General features: G+C 62.8%; 11 protein-coding genes. 4 read left to right on the forward strand and 7 right to left on the reverse strand.

Annotation, left to right across the window (positions count from 1 at the left end):
• Positions 1 to 3: 3 nt before the first annotated feature.
• Complete coding sequence (ppk1, locus tag JKL48_RS05995) at positions 4 to 2088, forward strand: polyphosphate kinase 1 (RefSeq protein ID WP_201979927.1); 2085 nt, start codon at positions 4 to 6, stop codon at positions 2086 to 2088.
• Positions 2089 to 2206: 118 nt separating this feature from the next.
• Here the strand turns inward: ppk1 and JKL48_RS06000 are convergent, their stop codons facing one another.
• The 4 genes from JKL48_RS06000 to JKL48_RS06015 form a co-directional block, all read right to left on the reverse strand.
• A complete protein-coding gene (locus tag JKL48_RS06000) occupies positions 2207 to 3310 on the reverse strand; it encodes a DUF6268 family outer membrane beta-barrel protein (protein WP_201979929.1) in 1104 nt (367 codons plus the stop codon).
• Positions 3311 to 3433: 123 nt separating this feature from the next.
• Positions 3434 to 4768, reverse strand: coding sequence for a GTPase HflX (hflX, locus tag JKL48_RS06005; RefSeq protein WP_201979936.1), 1335 nt, complete (start codon positions 4766 to 4768; stop codon positions 3434 to 3436).
• Positions 4769 to 5027: 259 nt separating this feature from the next.
• Positions 5028 to 7805 (reverse strand): M16 family metallopeptidase, encoded by a 2778-nt coding sequence (locus tag JKL48_RS06010; protein WP_201979938.1) that lies wholly within the window; start codon positions 7803 to 7805, stop codon positions 5028 to 5030.
• Between the two features lie 201 nt (positions 7806 to 8006).
• Positions 8007 to 8282 carry a c-type cytochrome gene (locus tag JKL48_RS06015; protein WP_201979941.1) on the reverse strand — a complete coding sequence of 92 codons (276 nt, stop codon included), beginning with the start codon at positions 8280 to 8282 and terminating at the stop codon, positions 8007 to 8009.
• Between the two features lie 167 nt (positions 8283 to 8449).
• On the opposite strand from JKL48_RS06015, the gene JKL48_RS06020 reads away from it, so the two are divergent.
• Together JKL48_RS06020 and rfbC are read left to right on the forward strand one after the other, a co-directional pair.
• The gene (locus tag JKL48_RS06020; protein WP_201979944.1) at positions 8450 to 9568 is read left to right on the forward strand and encodes a glycosyltransferase family 4 protein; all 1119 of its coding nucleotides are present in this window, start codon (positions 8450 to 8452) and stop codon (positions 9566 to 9568) included.
• A 56-nt stretch (positions 9569 to 9624) separates the two neighbouring features.
• The gene (gene rfbC / locus JKL48_RS06025; protein WP_201979947.1) at positions 9625 to 10173 is read left to right on the forward strand and encodes a dTDP-4-dehydrorhamnose 3,5-epimerase; all 549 of its coding nucleotides are present in this window, start codon (positions 9625 to 9627) and stop codon (positions 10171 to 10173) included.
• 9 nt (positions 10174 to 10182) lie between these two features.
• Here rfbC and JKL48_RS06030 read toward each other — a convergent pair whose 3' ends face one another.
• A complete protein-coding gene (locus tag JKL48_RS06030; RefSeq protein WP_201979950.1) occupies positions 10183 to 11487 on the reverse strand; it encodes a UDP-N-acetylmuramoyl-tripeptide--D-alanyl-D-alanine ligase in 1305 nt (434 codons plus the stop codon).
• Between the two features lie 101 nt (positions 11488 to 11588).
• Here JKL48_RS06030 and JKL48_RS06035 point away from each other — a divergent pair, with 101 nt between their 5' ends.
• Positions 11589 to 13910, forward strand: a complete 2322-nt coding sequence (locus tag JKL48_RS06035) for a T9SS type A sorting domain-containing protein (protein WP_201979952.1) — start codon at positions 11589 to 11591, stop codon at positions 13908 to 13910.
• A 108-nt stretch (positions 13911 to 14018) separates the two neighbouring features.
• On the opposite strand, the gene JKL48_RS06040 is transcribed toward JKL48_RS06035, so the two are convergent.
• Both JKL48_RS06040 and JKL48_RS06045 read right to left on the reverse strand, forming a co-directional pair.
• Positions 14019 to 14801, reverse strand: coding sequence for an amidohydrolase (locus JKL48_RS06040; protein ID WP_201979953.1), 783 nt, complete (start codon positions 14799 to 14801; stop codon positions 14019 to 14021).
• A 128-nt stretch (positions 14802 to 14929) separates the two neighbouring features.
• Positions 14930 to 16081 (reverse strand): methionine aminotransferase, encoded by a 1152-nt coding sequence (locus JKL48_RS06045; RefSeq protein WP_201979958.1) that lies wholly within the window; start codon positions 16079 to 16081, stop codon positions 14930 to 14932.
• Between the last annotated feature and the right edge of the window lie 127 nt (positions 16082 to 16208).

The following is a 16208-nucleotide window of genomic DNA, read 5'->3' on the forward strand; positions in this document are numbered from 1 at the left end:
AATTTGAAAACCCTTTCCCGCGACCTGAGCTGGCTGCGTTTCAACGCCCGCGTGCTGCAAGAAGCCCAGAGCGACAGCGTGCCGCTGCTGGAGCGCCTCAAGTTCCTGGCCATTTTCAGCAGCAACCTCGACGAGTTTTTCAAGGTGCGGGTGGCCACGCTGCGGCGGCTCACGAAGCTGAAAAAGAAAACCCGCGCCAAGCTCGGCGAAAGCCCCAAGCGGCTGCTGAAGGAGGTACTGGCCGAGGTGTTCCGGCAGCAGCAGGAGTTCGGGGCCACGTTTCGGGAGCAGCTCCTGCCCGAGCTCAACCGCCACCACATTCACCTGCTGAGCGAGGCCGAGCTGACCGACGAGCAGCGCCAGTGGACGGCCCGCTACTTCGAGAAAAACGTGCGCGACCTGCTCTCGCCCGTGGTGCTGGACGACACGTTGCACCACCTCTTTCTGAAGGACCAGGCCGTGTACCTCACCTTCTTTCTGCACCAGCCGGTGGCGGCCAAAAGCAAGAAAGCCGAGGCCGAGCGGGTGCTGATAATGGAACTGCCCACCAAGCGCCACGGCGGCCGTTTCGTGCGCCTGCCCGACGTGGGCTCAGAACGGTACGTGCTGTTTCTGGACGACGTTGTGCGGGTGGGCGCGCCGGCCATGTTCCCCGATTACCGGCAGGTGGACGTGAATGCCATCAAGCTCTCGCGCGATGCCGAACTGGACATCGAGGAAGAAGTGTCGGGCGATTTGATGGAGAAAATCCGCAGCAGCCTGGCCAAGCGGGCCACCGGCTTTCCCGCCCGCCTGCTCTTCGACCCCGAAATGCCGGCAGAGGCCCTGCGCGCCGTTAAGCAGAAAACCGGCATCACCGACGAGGAGCTGGTGGAGGGCAGCCGCTACCACAATTTCCGCGACTTCTTTGGTTTCCCCGATTTTGGCGAGGCCGATTTTCAGTATCCGCCGCGCCCGGCCCTGCCGCACCCGTCGCTGCCGCGCACCGGTAGCCTGCTGGCCGCCATTGGCCAGCGCGACCACTTGCTGCACCCGCCCTACCAGTCGTTCGACTACGTGACGCGCCTGCTGCGCGAGGCCGCCGCCGACTCGCGCGTGTCCGGCATCAGCATCACGCTCTACCGCGTGGCCAGCAAAAGCGAGGTGGTGAAGGCCCTGCTCAAAGCCGCCAAGCACGGCAAGCAGGTCACGGTGGTGGTGGAGCTGAAGGCCCGGTTCGATGAGGAGTCCAACCTCTTCTGGGCCGATAAGCTGAAGCGGGCTGGCGCCCACGTAGTCTTCACCCCGCCCGAGCTGAAGGTGCACAGCAAACTGCTCCTCATCGCGCGCCGCGAAGACGACGAAACCACCCGCCGCTACGCCTATTTCAGCACCGGCAACTTCAACGAAAGCACTGCCACGCTCTACACCGACCACGGCCTGTTCACGGCCGATGAGCACCTGACCCGTGAGGCTGCCGCTGTGTTTGGCTATCTGCTCGACCAGTCGAAAGTACCGGAACTGGAGCTGCTATTGGTTGCGCCCTTCGGCCTGCGCGCCGGCCTTAACGCGCTGATTGACTACGAAATCAAGCAAGCCAAAAAGGGCCACGAGGCCTACATCCTTCTCAAGGTAAACGCTCTGGAGGACGAGGGCATGATTGCCAAGCTCTACGAAGCCAGCCAGGCCGGCGTGCGCGTCGAGCTGGTGGTGCGGGGCATTGGCCGCCTGGTGCCGGGCCAGCCGGGCCAGAGCGAAAACATCAGCCAGCGCGGCCTCGTGGACCGCTTTCTGGAGCACAGCCGCGTGTACGTTTTCGCCCACGGCGGCGAGGAAAAAGTCTATGTCTCCTCCGCCGACTGGATGACCCGCAACCTCGACCGACGCGTGGAAGTAGCCTTCCCCATTTTGGACGAAAGCCTGCGCGCCGAGGTACGTCACCTGCTCGACCTGCAGCGGCAGGACAACGTGAAAGCCCGTGATTTCGAGAATGGATTTGTGCTCCCGGCCGCAGGGGAAAAGCCCATGCGGGCGCAGGAGGCCACGTATGCCTGGCTAAAGGGCCTAAAACGGCGCCAGCAGGTGCAGGCGAAGAGTAAAGCAAAATAGAACGTCATGCTGAGCGCAGCCGAAGCATCTCTACCGCAATAGTAAATGAATTACTTGCGCGGTAGAGATGCTTCGGCTGCGCTCAGCATGACGTTCTATTTTTAACCAACGGTCAGCGCTACTTCCGGCTGCGCTCGGCTTTTTGCAGCATTTTTTTGGGCGGCACGATAAACAAATCGAGGCTGGCGTAGGGCGTGCTGCCGAACTGGCTGTCGATGATGCGGTCGCGGGTGCTGTTGGTGCGGTCGAAGGCGTTGAACTGGTAGTTGTAGCGGTAGCCGGCTTCAATGCCAGTCCATAGGAAGGACAGCAGCTCGTGCTCGTAGCGCAGACGGAATTTCAAGTCAATCTGGCGCAGCTCCAGTGACGTGACTTTGGGGTTGTTGGGTGTGCCGAAGGGGTTGCGTAGCTTGATGTTGTAGTTGTTGCTGGCCACCTCGTAGCCGGCAAACAGCAGCGAGGTGGGCGAGAGGTTGCGCCGCACCAGCACCCGGGCCGGAAACAGCGCCTCCACGCCCCAGCGCGGGTTGAAGGTGCGGTTGTACACAATGACGGGGTAGATGCTTTGCCGGCCCAGGTTGTAGCCCAGCTGCACGCCCAGGCCCCAGGCAAACGTGGGGCTGCGCTTCCAGCCGTAAATAAGCTCGGACGTGACTTTCAGGTAATCCGTCACGCTCAGCTCGTCGGAATTGTAGTCGCCATTCAGCTCGGTTTTGGTGCGAAAGATGTACCAATGCGCGGCATCGACGGGCCGAATCACGGCCAGCTGCGCACCGATAATGCTCAGCCCTTTGTTCTCGATGTTATTGTAGAGACTGTACTGGTCGGTGGTGGAGGGCTGACTGAATTGGTATTCCTGCCGGTCGTAGTTCAGGCCCAGAATGAGCTTGAGGTGGGGGTGGTTGAGCAGCGGCGCGTACGCTTTCACCACCATGTTGGCGTTTTTGGTTACGTCGGTGCGGTAGTCGGGCACGCCGCCCACGCCGGAGCTACGCACGCTGAAGTTGCCCGGAATCCGCTCGTATTTCACGATGAGGCCTTTGCTGGGGCCCATGCCTACCACCTGCGAGTTAGCAAAAGTCTTGGAATCGGAGCGACCCATGCCGGCGGTATCGAGGGGGGCCGGGGGCGGATACACGGGAATGTCCTGTGCGGCGGCCACCTGGGCCAGGCCCAGTAGCAAGGCCGGCAAGCCCCAGTGCAATAAGTAGGTTCGACGCATAAACAAAAGGCCGTGCCTGAATCAGCACGGCCTTCGCCCTTACGGAATTCTTCATTCAACGTTCACAGCTCGGCGGCGTTCATAATTATTTGGTAACACGGTCGCGGCCAAACGGCGGCGTTTTTATTCGCCGGCCCACTCGTTGGCTGCCTGGTACGGGAAGCGCTGCTGGTGCAGGGCTGCCACCCGTTTGCCCAGCAGCTCGCGCAGCTCGTCCAGGTTGGTGCGCTCCTGGGCCGAGATGAACACCACCGGGTCATGCAGCTTGGCCATGTAGGTGGCCTGCAACTGCGCCAGCGGCGGGCGGGGCGCGGTGCCGTCATCCTCTGCCTCCAGCACTTCGCCAAACGGGTCTTTCTCCGAGTCGTCCTGCTTGTACTGGTCTATTTTGTTGAACACCAGCAGCACCGGCTTGTCGGCCGCGCCAATGTCGGCCAGCGTATCGTTCACCACCTGAATCTGCTCCTCGAAGCCGGGATGCGAAATATCCACGACGTGCAGCAGCAAGTCAGCCTCCCGAATTTCGTCGAGTGTACTCTTAAAGCTCTCAATCAGCTTGGTCGGCAGCTTGCGGATAAATCCAACCGTGTCCGATAGCAGAAACGGCGTGTTGTCGAGCACCACTTTGCGGGTAGTGGCGTCCACGGTGGCAAAGAGCTTGTTCTCGGCGAAGACATCGGCCTTGCCCAGCACGTTCATCAGGGTGCTTTTGCCCACGTTGGTGTAGCCCACCAGCGCCACCCGAATGCTGCCGCCACGGGCCTTGCGCTGGGTGTGGCTCTGCTTATCCAGGTCTTCCAGTTTCTCTTTGAGAAAGGCAATCCGGTCGCGCACAATGCGGCGGTCGGTTTCAATTTCGGTTTCACCAGGACCTTTCATGCCCACGCCGCCGCGCTGCTTGTCTAGGTGAGTCCAGAGGCCGGTGAGGCGGGGCAGCAGGTACTGGTACTGGGCCAGCTCCACCTGCGTGCGCGAGGTGGCCGACTTGGCCCGCAGCGCAAAAATGTCGAGAATGAGCAGCGAGCGGTCCACAATTTTCACCAATAGCTCGGCCTCCAGGTTGCGCAGCTGGGAAGGGGAGAGGTCGTCGTCGAACACCACCATGCTGGTGCCCTCGTGCTGCACGTAGGCCTTTATCTCGGCCAGCTTGCCCTCGCCCACGTAGGTCCGGATGTCGGGCTTTTCGAGGCGTTGCACGAAGCGTTTGGTGGCCGTAGCGCCGGCGGTTTCAATCAGAAACGCCAGCTCGTCAAGGTATTCGGTGGTTTGGGCTTCGGACTGCCGACGCGGCGGCACCGACACCAGCACGGCCGTTTCTTGCTCTTTGGCGGTTTCGTAGGTGCCGTCTTTGCCGGCTTTGAGCAGGATGCGGCCCGCGCGGCCCTTCACGCCGTCGACGGCGCCGGGGTGGCGGGTGCTGTTGCCGGGCTTGCGGCCGCCGGATTGAGTTGTTGCCATGGCTTGGTAGCGTAATTCAGTAATAGGGGCAAAGGTACTGGCTGCGTAAACGGAACTCCGGCAAAAAGGGACGAGGGAAAGCGGGGGATAAAAGACAATAGGACGGGGCCAGGAACCAGAAGAACGTCATGCTGAGCGGAGTCGAAGCATCTCTACCGCGAGAGTAATCCAATCGATAGGATTTACTGCTGCGGTAGAGATGCTTCGACAAGCTCAGCATGACGTTCTTCTGGTTCCGAAAAGCGCCGAGCAAATAGCTCTACTTCACCTGTTGCGCTGCGGCAGCCTTCGCAAAATCCCCGGCTTTCACAATGGTGAGCTGGTTGTAGTCGAGGTATTTTTTGGCGGCGGCGCTCACCTGCTCGGGCGTGAGGGTCGCAATGCGCTGCTCCAGCTCGGCATCGTAGCTGAAGCTGCGGCCGTCGGCCTTGGTGAGGTATCTTGCCCACTTGCGGGCCAGCTGGTCGTCCTGGCTGCGGTCTACCTGGAAGCTTTGCAAGGCCGCCGATTTGGCGGCTTTCAGTTCGTCGGCAGTCACGCCCTCCTTGCTCAGGCGCTCCAGTTCCTCGCGATAGGCCGTTTCCAGGCGCGCCGAATTCACGGGGTTGTAGATGGCGTAGGAGCCGAACGTGCCAATGGCGTCGTTATCGTCGGCGTACATAAAGGAGCCCACGCCGTAGCTCACGCCTTCCTTCTGGCGGATGCGGGTGGCCAGGCGCGAGTTCAGAAAGCCGTCGCCCAGAATGTAGTTGGCCATGTACAGGGCGGGGTAGTCGGGCGAGTCGTCGCGCAGCGGATACTTCAGAAAGGTCACAAACATGGCGTTGGCCTTGTCGTCGGTCTGAATGGCCTGGGCCTTGCCCGTAGCAGTATTCTCGAACATGCGCAGCGGAATGCGGGTGTAGGCCTGCGGGGCCTTCCAGCCGCCGAGCTGGCTCTTCACCGTTTTGCGCAGGCTGGGCTCGTCGAAGGCGCCCACCACGGCCAGCGTAGCGGCCTGGGCCCCGTAAAAGTTCTTGTAGAAGGCCCGCACGTCTTCCACCTTCAGCGCCTTGATGGCCTTGATTTCGTCGTCATACGTCAGCGTTTCGAAGGGGTGGCCTTTGGCATACGGCTCGCTCAGGCGGGTGGCTAGGTTGAAGGCCAGGGCCTGCGGGTCCTGCTTCTGCGATTCCAAGCCGGCCAGGCGCTCCTGCTTCAGCTTCTCAAACTCGGCGGCCGGGAAGGTGGGGTTGCGCAGGCAGTCCATCACCACGGCCAGCACGGTGGGCAGGTTGGCTTTGGCGGTTTGCACGCTCACGTTGGCCGTTTGCCCGTCGCCGTAGATGCGGACCTGCGCCTTGGCTTTGTCAAACGCGTCGCGGATTTGGGCGTAGGTGCGGGTTTTGGTGCCGCGCTCCAGCATGGCGGCCGTGAGGCTGGCCAGGGCGGGCTTGTTGCTCAGGCTGGCTTCATCGCCCAGGCGCAGGCGCAGGCTCAGGTTCACCGCGTTGCCCCGGGTTTGCTTGGCCAGCAGGGCGTATTTCAGGCCGCCTTCCTGGCCGCGCTTGGTGCGGGCGTCGATGTTGGCGGGCGTGGCCGCGAAGGCTTCGCCAACGGCCACGGCGGCCTCGCCCTTGTAGTTGCGCACCAAATCGGCCACATCGGGCGCAGCAGGGATGGTGGCGCGGTCGGGCTTGGCTTCCGGAATAAACAGGCCAATGGTGCGGTTGCTGGGCTTGAGGTAGGTGGCGGCCACGCGCTGCACGTCGGCCGGGGTCACGCCGCGCAGCCGGTCGCGGTAGAGGTACACCAGGCGCCAGTCGCCGGTGGCAATGTACTCGCTCAGGGCCAGCCCCACCTGGTCCGACTGCTGAAACATCAGGTCAATGTCCTTGAGGCGCGAGGTTTTGGCGCGCTCCACTTCCTCGGCCGTGGGGGCCTGCTTGGCCACGTTGTCGAAGGTGGTCAGCATCACCGCCCGCGCCGAATCGAGGGAGCGGCCCTGCCGCACCTCCGCAAAGAAAAACGCGAAGCCGGGGTCGTGCAGCGTGGGCGTGAAGCCCCACTGGTTGGCGGCGCGCTTGCTTTCCACCAAGGCTTTGTACATGCGGCCCGAGGGCTCGTTGGTGAGCACGTCCACCAGCACGTCCACGGCCGCGTAGTCGGGGTGCGAGCCGGCGGGCACGTGGTAGGCGGCGGCCAGGCCCTGGGTGTCGCCGGTGCGGCGCAGCGTTACTTCGCGCTCGCCGTCCTGGGCGGGCTCGGTGGTGTAGGTGGGCGCCAGCACGCGGCCGGGGCGCGCAATGGGCCCAAAGTATTGGCTAATCAGGCCCAGGGTTTTGGCTTCGTCTATTTTGCCGGCCACCAGCAGCACGGCGTTGTCGGGCTGGTAGTATTTCTGGTAAAAGGCCTTGAGGTTGTCAATGGGCACGCGTTCAATATCCTCCTTCGAGCCAATGGTGGACTTGCCGTAGTTGTGCCAGAGGTAGGCGGTGCTCAGCACGCGGTCCATGAGCACGCCGGTGGGCCGGTTTTCGCCGCTCTCGAATTCGTTGCGCACCACGCTGAACTCGGAGTCCAGGTCTTTTTTGGCAATGAAAGAGTTCACCATGCGGTCGGATTCCAAATCCAAGGCCCATTTCAGGTTCTCCTCCGTGGCCGAGAAGGTTTCGAAGTAGTTGGTGCGGTCGTACCAGGTGGTGCCGTTGGGTGAGGCGCCGTGCTCGGTCAGCTCCTGCGGCACGTTGGGGTGCTTGGTCGAGCCCTTAAACACCATGTGCTCCAGCAGGTGGGCCATGCCCGACTCGCCGTAGCCTTCGTGCCGCGAGCCCACCAGGTAGGTGATGTTGACGGTAGCCGTGGGCTTCGACTGGTCCGGAAACAGCAGCACCCGCAGCCCGTTCTTGAGCTGGTATTCGGTGATGCCCTCCACCGACGCAACCCGCGTGACGCCGGCCGGCAGCGCGGGCGTGGTTTGGGCCAGCACCGGCCCTGCGCCGAGCCCCAATAGGGCCGCAGCGACTAGGTGTGTTCGAAAAAAGGAAAGTCTTTGCATGATAAAAAAAGGTAGGTGAATGAAAAGGCACTGATTGTAAGTTGCATATTAATGCTAATAAAGCAGATTAATTTGATATAACATGCAGCCAGGTGACTATAGGCTTGGGTCGCATAAAGAGCAAAAAAAAGCCGGCTTCTAGCAGGCCGGCTGATGGTCGAAAACAAGCGGGACAGGTTATGCCACGTACAATCCAATTTCTCACTTCAGCGTGAGCGAGTAGGCCACCACTTGCTGCACTTCGGCCGGCGTCAGCTTTTTGCCGAAGGCGGGCATCTTGCCCATGCCGTTGGTGACGAGGTATGTACGTCCGAAAGCGTTGAGGTTGCTCTTGGTGAGGTCGTGGGCTCCGCTGGCGCCTTTGCGGCCGTCGGCGCCGTGGCAGCGCACGCAGTTCTTCTGGAAGATGGCCTGGCCTGGTAGCAGCGGCGGGTTGGCCTGAATCAGCAGCGGCAGTAGCAGCAGCGTTGGGAGCATAAGTTTCATAGGTGGGACAACACGGGTTTGGCCCACAAAGTACCGGCCTGGCCGGTGAAATGGGGAAGGACGAATTGGCGAGACGCAAAACAAACAGGTGCAGGTAAAAGCCGTAAGGCCGACCTTTGCCCCCAACTCCTCAGTTCACCACTCACCATCTCACCGTTTTGCGCGTCGCCCTCGTCATCAATACTAGCTGGAATATTTGGAATTTCCGCGCCAGCCTCGTGCGGGCCCTGCAGGCGGCCGGCCACGAAGTGCTGGCCATCGCCCCGCCCGATGATTATTCCGCCCGCCTCGAAACCGAGCTGGGGTGCCGCTTCGTGCCCATTCTGATGGAAAACAAGGGTACCAACCCGGTGAAAGACGCGGCCCTCACCCGCCGCTTCTACCAGATTTACCGGCGCGAGCGGCCCGATGTGGTGCTGCACTACACCATCAAGCCCAACATCTACGGCAGCATCGCGGCCAAGCTGGCGGGCATTCCCAGCATCAACAACGTGAGCGGGCTGGGCACGGTGTTCATCATCAAAAACTTCGTGAGCAAGGTGGCGCTGGGCCTCTACCGCTTCGCCTTCCGGTTTCCGCACAAAGTGTTTTTCCAGAACGGCGACGACCGGCAGCTCTTCCTCGATAACGGCCTTGTGCGCAAGCAAATCACCGGCCTGCTGCCCGGTTCCGGCGTCGATACGCGCCGGTTTCGGCCCGCGCCGGCCTTTGTTCGCCAAACACCGTTTGTGTTCTTGATGGTGGCGCGGGTGCTGTACGAAAAAGGCGTGGTGGAATACTTTGAGGCCGCCAAAATCATTCGCTCGGTGGTGCCCGGCACGCGCATCCAACTGCTCGGCGGGCTCGACGAGGCCGGCGGCGTGGGCGTGCCCCGCGCCACCTTCGAAGAATGGCTCAAAGCCGGCGACATCGAGTACCTGGGCCGCTCCGACGATGTGGCCGCCCACCTGCACCGCGCCGACTGCGTGGTGCTGCCCAGCTACCGCGAAGGCACCCCCAAAACCCTGCTCGAAGCCGCTGCCGTGGGCAAACCGCTCGTCACGACCGACGTGCCCGGCTGCCGCGAAACCGTGCAGGACGGCGTCAATGGCTACCTCTGCCAGGTGCGCAACGGCGCCGACCTGGCCGCCAAAATGCTCCAAGTGCTGCAGCTGTCCGAGGCCGACCTGGAGCGCATGGGTAAAGCCAGCCGCTACCTGGCCGAAACCAAATTCGACGAGCGGCTCGTGCTGGAGCAGTATCTGGCCGCCGTGGCCGAAGTGCAGCCCAAACGCTGATTTCCCTTACCGGTGGGCTAGGGGATACCCCGGCGCCGATACTACCTTTGTGACCGATGCAAGTACAGACCCATGCCCTGCCGGGCCTTCTCGAATTTATCCCTCGTCTCTTTGGTGACCCGCGGGGCGTATTCTACGAAACCTACAGCGCCCGCGTGATGCAGGGACTGGGCCTGCCCGCCGATATTGATTGGGTGCAGGACAACCAGTCAAAATCGCAGCCGGGGGTGTTGCGGGGCCTGCATTTCCAGCTCCCGCCCCACGCGCAGGCCAAACTGGTGCGGGTGGCCCAGGGCCGCGTGCTTGACGTGGTGGTGGATATTCGCCGCGACTCGCCTACCTACGGCCAACACGCGACAGTGGAGCTAAGCGCCGAAAAAGGCAACATTTTGTTTGTGCCCGTCGGCTTCGCGCACGGCTTTGTGGCCTTGGAAGAGGACACGCTGTTTCTCTACAAGTGTTCTAATTACTACGCCCCTTCCGCCGAAGGCGGCCTAATGTGGAACGACCCCGCCTTGGGCATCGACTGGAACATCGAAAACCCACTGGTATCGCCTAAGGATGCCATCCTGCCCACGCTGGCTAATTTAAATAGCCCGTTTTAGGCCATTAAATCACAGCAGCTCCACCAACGTTTCCAGGGCCATGCCGCGGCTGCCTTTTATCAGGATTTGCTGGCCGCGCATGGGGTGCCGACGTAGCCAGTCGGCGGCGTCGGCTTTGGTGGGGAAGTGCCACAGCTGGCCTGCGGCTTGCGCAGCCGTTGCCATTTCTGGCCCAATGAGCAGCACAGCGGGCAGGTTCAGCTCAGCGAGCAGGTGGCCCAGTTGGCGGTGTTCGGCAGCGCTTTCTTCTCCCAGCTCAAACATATCGCCGAGGATGACCAGCTTGGTTTGGCCGGCGTCTACCGGGCGGGCGGCGAAGCTGCGCAGCGCTGCGGCCATGCTGCTGGGGTTGGCGTTGTAGGCATCGAGCACCAGTTCGTTGCCGACGGCGGTGCGCACCAGTTGCGAGCGGTTGTTTTGAGGATTGTAGCTGGCCAGGGCGGTTGCCACTTTGGTGGTCGAGATGCCGAAGTGTCGGCCCACGGCGGCGGCGGCGGCCAGGTTCGGAAAATTATAGTCGCCGGTGAGCTGGGCCGCCACGTCGGTGCCATCGGCCAGACGCAGGACCACGGCCGGGGCCGCCGACAGCAGGGTGGCCGGGTAGGTGTCCATCAGGCGCGGGTAGCTGACGGTGACGGGCACCTGGGCCGCCAGGCTGGGCAGGCGGGCATCCAAGGTATTGACGAAGGCCGTGCCGCCGGTGCGGGTCAGGTAGTCGAACAGCTCGCCTTTGCCCAGGGCCACGCCTTCGGCCCCGCCGAACCCTTCGAGGTGGGCCTTGCCGATGTTGGTGATGAGGCCGTGGGTGGGCTGCGCAATGCCGCAGAGCTCCGCAATTTCGCCCCGGTGGTTGGCGCCCATCTCAATCACCGCAAAGTCGTGCTCGCCCGCCCGCAGGCGCAGCAGGGTGAGCGGCACCCCGATGTGGTTGTTTAAATTGCCGATGGTGGCCAGCACCCGAAATTGCTGGGCCAGCACCGCCGTGAGCAGTTCCTTGGTAGTGGTTTTGCCGTTGGAGCCCGTTATGGCCAGCACGGGGATGCGAAATTGCTGGCGGTGGTGCCGGGCCAGTTCCTGCAAGGCCGCCAGCGGGTCGGGCACGAAAGTGTAGCGGGCCGGGTCGGAGGCGGCCAGCACCACGTCGTCGACCACGGCATGGCGGGCGCCTTTTTCCAGCGCTTGGGCGGCAAAGGCCGCGCCGCGGAAGCTGGGCCCGTTCAGGGCGAAGAAGAGGGTGCCCGGCTGCGGCTGGCGCGAGTCGGTGCTGACGAGGCCACTGGCGGCCAGATACTGGGAATAGAGCGGCGTGGACATGAACGGAAGTTGCCTACTGGGTGTAACTTGCTGCAAAGGTGGGCGTGATTTTTGTTACAAGCACAGCCAATGCCATTTCGTCTTTCACTTGCTGCTCTTCTATGCTACGTTCTTACATGCTGCTGCTGGCGTTGCTGGCTTTTTCGGTTGCCGCGCGCGCGCAAGGTGTATTTGGGTTTGAATACCGGGAAACCGCCAAAGTGGTGCAGGGCACCGATACCCTGCGCAATGCCTGGGCCGGGGGCCTGAACACCCCCCAGTTCAGCGCCATCGACCTGAACAACGACGGCCAGCAGGACCTCTTTGCCTTCGACCACGAAACCAGCCGCTGCTACACGTTCCTGAACGTGGCGGCGCCCGGCACCAGCGCCGGCCGGCGCTGGCAGTACGCCCCGCAGTACGAATCCATTTTTCCGGATAGCCTGAACAGTTGGGTGCTGCTGCGCGACTACGACTGCGACGGTCGGGCCGATATTTTTACCTACGTCAATGGGGGCAACATTGCGGTGCTGCACAACGTGCTGGTCAATGGCAAAACCACGTTTCAGCTCACAACCAACGAACTCCGGTTTTCCGGCAACTTCTCGGGTACGGCCAACCTCACCATTGGCGGCTACAACCTGCCGGCCATTCAGGACGTGAACGGCGACGGCCGGCTCGACATTATGTCGTACGATTTCATCAGCTCGTCCTACATCGAGCAATACCTCAACACCAGTGCCGGGGCCTGCGGGGGCCTCAGTTTTACCCTGAACACGTCCTATTGGGGAAGCATTCAGGCGTGCAGTGGTTGCACCGACTACCGCTTCAGCGGCCAAACGGCGTGCTTTGCGGCCAAGCCCCTGCACACCGGCGGCCACAGCCTGCTGCTGGTCGACCTCGACGGCGACGGCGACCAGGACCTGCTCGATGGACGCGACAACTGCTCGGAACTTACGCGCTTGCTCAACCAGGGAACCACGGCCGCGCCTGTGCTCACGCAAGCGAGCATCACGGCCAGCTTTCCCTCGGCGGCCACCCCCGTGCAGGTGCCGGTGTTCCCGTCCGGCTATTTGTTTGATGCCAATTTCGATGGCCGCCCCGATTTGGTGGTGGCCCCCAACATGGTGAACAACAGCGCCGACCTGGTGAGCATGAGCCACCAGGTGCAGCTGTTCACCAACTCGGCGGCCAGTGGCGCTCCGGTGTATAATTACCAAGCGGCGGGCTTCCTGCAAAACGACATGATTGACGTGAGCGAGGGCGCCGCGCCCACCTTCGGCGACATCGACGGCGACGGACTGCCCGATATGGTGATTGGCAACCACGCCGACCGCGTCAGCGGCGTGTACCGCGCCACGCTTTCGTACTACCGGAACGTGGGCACGCGCGCCCGGCCGGTATACCGCCTCATGACCAGCGACTACCTGGGCCTGGCGTCGCTCAATCTGCTGAGCATCAAGCCTGCCCTGGTCGATTTGAACCGCGACGGTGCCCTCGACCTGGCTTATGGCTGCTGGGACCGGGGCACCAACATCATTTACTATATTTTGAACACGGCCGCTGCGGGCCTGCCCGTGGCTTTCAACGCCGCCAACGCGGTCAATATCAAGCCGCGGGGGCCGGCCACAACCAGTACCCCCACTACCTACACGCCCACTACGGGCATCCTGCCTTATGCCATCGACGACATGCCCTGCTTCACCGATGTGGACAACGACGGCTACGTTGACCTGCTCATTGGCACCAACGAGGTGCGCGAGCCGGGCATGAGCCTTCGCTACTTCCGCAACCGGGCCCGCGGACCGCTAGACAGTGCTTTTGTGCTGACCAACAACGATTTCGGCCACATCCGCGACGAAAAAGGCGCCCGGCCGCTCAACCTGAGCGTGACCGTAGCCGACTTCGATGGCGACGGCCAGCCGGACCTGCTCACGGCCGATGTAACCGGGCACCTGCGGTTTTTTGGCAACTACCGGGCACAGGGCAGCATTTTCTCGGAACGCAACGACGTGATTTATAATCCGCTTAGCGGCTCGTATGAGTTTTCCCGGCTGGGCAAAGAAATCTACTCGCACTACGGCCTGGCTGCTGCCGACGTCAACAGGGATGGCGCGCCCGAGCTGTTTGTGGGCACCGAAACCGGTGGCGTGCTCAGCTACGGCACCCGCAACCGGGGCACCGTTAGCGCGGCCCGCGCCGAGGCAGCCCGGGTTCTGGCCCTGAGCATCTACCCGAACCCCGCCACGGCCACGGCCACCGTCGAAAGCGCCCAGCCCACCCGCCTCACCGTGCTCGACCTATCCGGCCGCGTGGTGCAAACGTTGGGAACCTTTCAGCGCAGCCACGCCCTCAATCTGGCCGGCCTCGCCGCTGGGGTTTACCTGGTGCGCGCCGAGGGGGCCGATGGCGCTACCGCCGTGCAGCGCCTGCTGGTGCGCTAGTCATGAAAGAGTAGGGGCGGGGCCTGCCCCCGCCCATCGTTGAACATCCGACGCTGGAATCGTTCAACGATGGGCGGGGACAGGCCCCGCCCCTACTTCATAATGGCGCTAACGCTGCAGCTCAAACGCGTCGCCGTCGTTCAGCGCTGCGAATTTGGACCGGAACTCATCCAGTTCGGCTCGGCTGAGGGTATGGGTGAAAACGCCGCCCTGGTCATGGGCTTCTACCAAATAATTGCCTTTGGCATCGAGCAGGGCCGAGTCGCCGGAGTAGCCGTGGCCCAGGCCGTCGCGGCCAATGCGGTTGACACCCAGCGCGCAGGCCACGTTTTCGATGGCGCGGGCGCGCAGCAGCGTCATCCAGGCGGTGCGGCGCACGGCCGGCCAGTTGGCCACGTACAGCAGCAGGTCGTAGGGCTCGATGGGTTGGTTGCGGCTCCAGACGGGAAAGCGCAAGTCGTAGCACACCAGCGGGCAGATGCGCCAGCCGCGCCACTCTTCCACCAGGCGAGTCTGGCCGGGCGTGTAGGTGTGCTGCTCGCCGGCCAGCGTGAAAAGGTGGCGCTTGTTGTACTGGCTCAGGCTGCCATCGGGCCGCACCCAAAGCAGGCGGTTGTAGTACGCGCCGTTTTCTTCGATGATGACGCTCCCGGTGACTACGGCATCGTACCGGGCCGCCTGCTCGCGCACCCAGGCCACGGTGGGCCCGGCCATGGTTTCGGCCTGGCTGGCAGCCTCCATGCTGAAGCCGGTGGTGAACATCTCGGGCAGCACGATGAGGTCAGTCGGAGCTGTGAGTTGGGATAACTGCCCACCAATGGCGGCACGGTTGGCAGCAGCATCGTGCCAGTGCAACGCAGTTTGAACGAAAGAAACAGTGAGGTCGGACATGAGAATATGGAGGAGATGTCGTTTCAAAGAACGTCATGCTGAGCGCAGTCGAAGCATCTCTACTGCAATAGTAAATGAATTACCTGCGCGGTAGAGATGCTTCGACTGCGCTCAGCATGACGTTCTTTTTACCGCAGCCGTTTCGCCGCCGCATCCAGCGTGGCGGCTTCCTTTGCAAAGCAGAATCGAATCAGGCCATCGTCAAATCCATCGTGGTAAAACGCTGATACTGGCACCACGGCCACGCCTTTTTCGCGGGCCAGAAATTTAGCAAAAGCCAGGTCGGTGGCCGGCGAAAAGGCGTCGTAGCGGGCCAGCTGGAAGTAGCCGCCGGGCACGGGCAGCAAGTCCCAGCCCGCGCCGTCCAGCAGGGTGCGGAACTGGTCGCGCTTCTCCTGGTAGAAGGCGGCTAGGCCGCGGGCGTGGGCATCGGTGGCATCGGTTTCCAGCGCGTCGGCCAGGGCGTGCTGGGTGGGGGTGCTCACAGCGAAGGTGAGGAACTGGTGCACCCGCCGCACCTCGGTGGTGAGGGCAGGCGGCGCAATGCAGTACCCCACTTTCCAGCCCGTGGCGTGGTAGGTTTTGCCGAACGACGAGAGCACGAAGCTGCGCTCGCGCAGCTCGGGGTGCTGGCGGGCACTCATGCGCGGCGCCCCATCGAACACGAGGTGCTCGTACACCTCGTCGCTGAGCACGAGGGCATCGGTGCCGGCCAGCAGGCGGGCCAGCTCGTGCCAGTCCTCGGCTGTGAACACGGCCCCGCTGGGGTTGTGAGGCGTGTTCACCATCACCAGCCGGGTGCGGGGCGACACCACGCGGCGCACGGCCTCCCAGTCGGGGCGGAAGTGCGGGGCGGGCAGGCGCACGTAGCGCGGCACGCCGCCTTGCAGCCGAATGGCCGGCCCGTACAAATCATACGCCGGCTCAAACACCAGCACTTCATCGCCGGGGCGCACCACGGCGGCCAGCACCGCATACAGCGCCTCCGTGGCCCCGGCCGTGATGGTGATTTCGGTGGCCGCGTCGGGGGCGGGCGCGTCGATGTGCAGGCGGGCTACCTGAGCGGCAATGGCTTCGCGCAGCCGGGGCAGGCCCGGCATGGGTGCGTATTGGTGGTGGCCAGGCGTGAGGGCGTGGCGGGCCAGCGCCTGCAGCAGCTCTTGCGGCGGGTCGTAGTCCGGAAAGCCCTGGGCGAGGTTAATGGCGCCGGTTTGCTGGGCCAGCAGGGTCATTTGAGCAAAGATGCTGACGCCGACGTCGGGGAGCTTGGAATGAAGCAAAGCAGAAGCGAAAAGTACCGGGCGCCAGGTCGCCCAGAGTCGTTCGTAAAGTAAAGCGGTTTGGCAATTCGGAAGCGCTTGCCCAAAAATATAACTAGCAGGGCCACAAGTAAAGCACCGTCATGCA

This window comes from Hymenobacter rubidus, assembly GCF_016734815.1.
GTDB lineage: Bacteria > Bacteroidota > Bacteroidia > Cytophagales > Hymenobacteraceae > Hymenobacter > Hymenobacter rubidus.

Bases quoted from the DNA above. Each gene is read 5' to 3' on its own strand.
- JKL48_RS06000 (WP_201979929.1), bottom strand. From the start codon at position 3,310: ATGCGTCGAACCTACTTATTGCACTGGGGCTTGCCGGCCTTGCTACTG.
- hflX (WP_201979936.1), bottom strand. From the start codon at position 4,768: ATGGCAACAACTCAATCCGGCGGCCGCAAGCCCGGCAACAGCACCCGC.
- JKL48_RS06010 (WP_201979938.1), bottom strand. From the start codon at position 7,805: ATGCAAAGACTTTCCTTTTTTCGAACACACCTAGTCGCTGCGGCCCTA.
- JKL48_RS06015 (WP_201979941.1), bottom strand. From the start codon at position 8,282: ATGCTCCCAACGCTGCTGCTACTGCCGCTGCTGATTCAGGCCAACCCG.
- rfbC (WP_201979947.1), top strand. From the start codon at position 9,625: ATGCAAGTACAGACCCATGCCCTGCCGGGCCTTCTCGAATTTATCCCT.
- JKL48_RS06030 (WP_201979950.1), bottom strand. From the start codon at position 11,487: ATGTCCACGCCGCTCTATTCCCAGTATCTGGCCGCCAGTGGCCTCGTC.
- JKL48_RS06035 (WP_201979952.1), top strand. From the start codon at position 11,589: ATGCTACGTTCTTACATGCTGCTGCTGGCGTTGCTGGCTTTTTCGGTT.
- JKL48_RS06040 (WP_201979953.1), bottom strand. From the start codon at position 14,801: ATGTCCGACCTCACTGTTTCTTTCGTTCAAACTGCGTTGCACTGGCAC.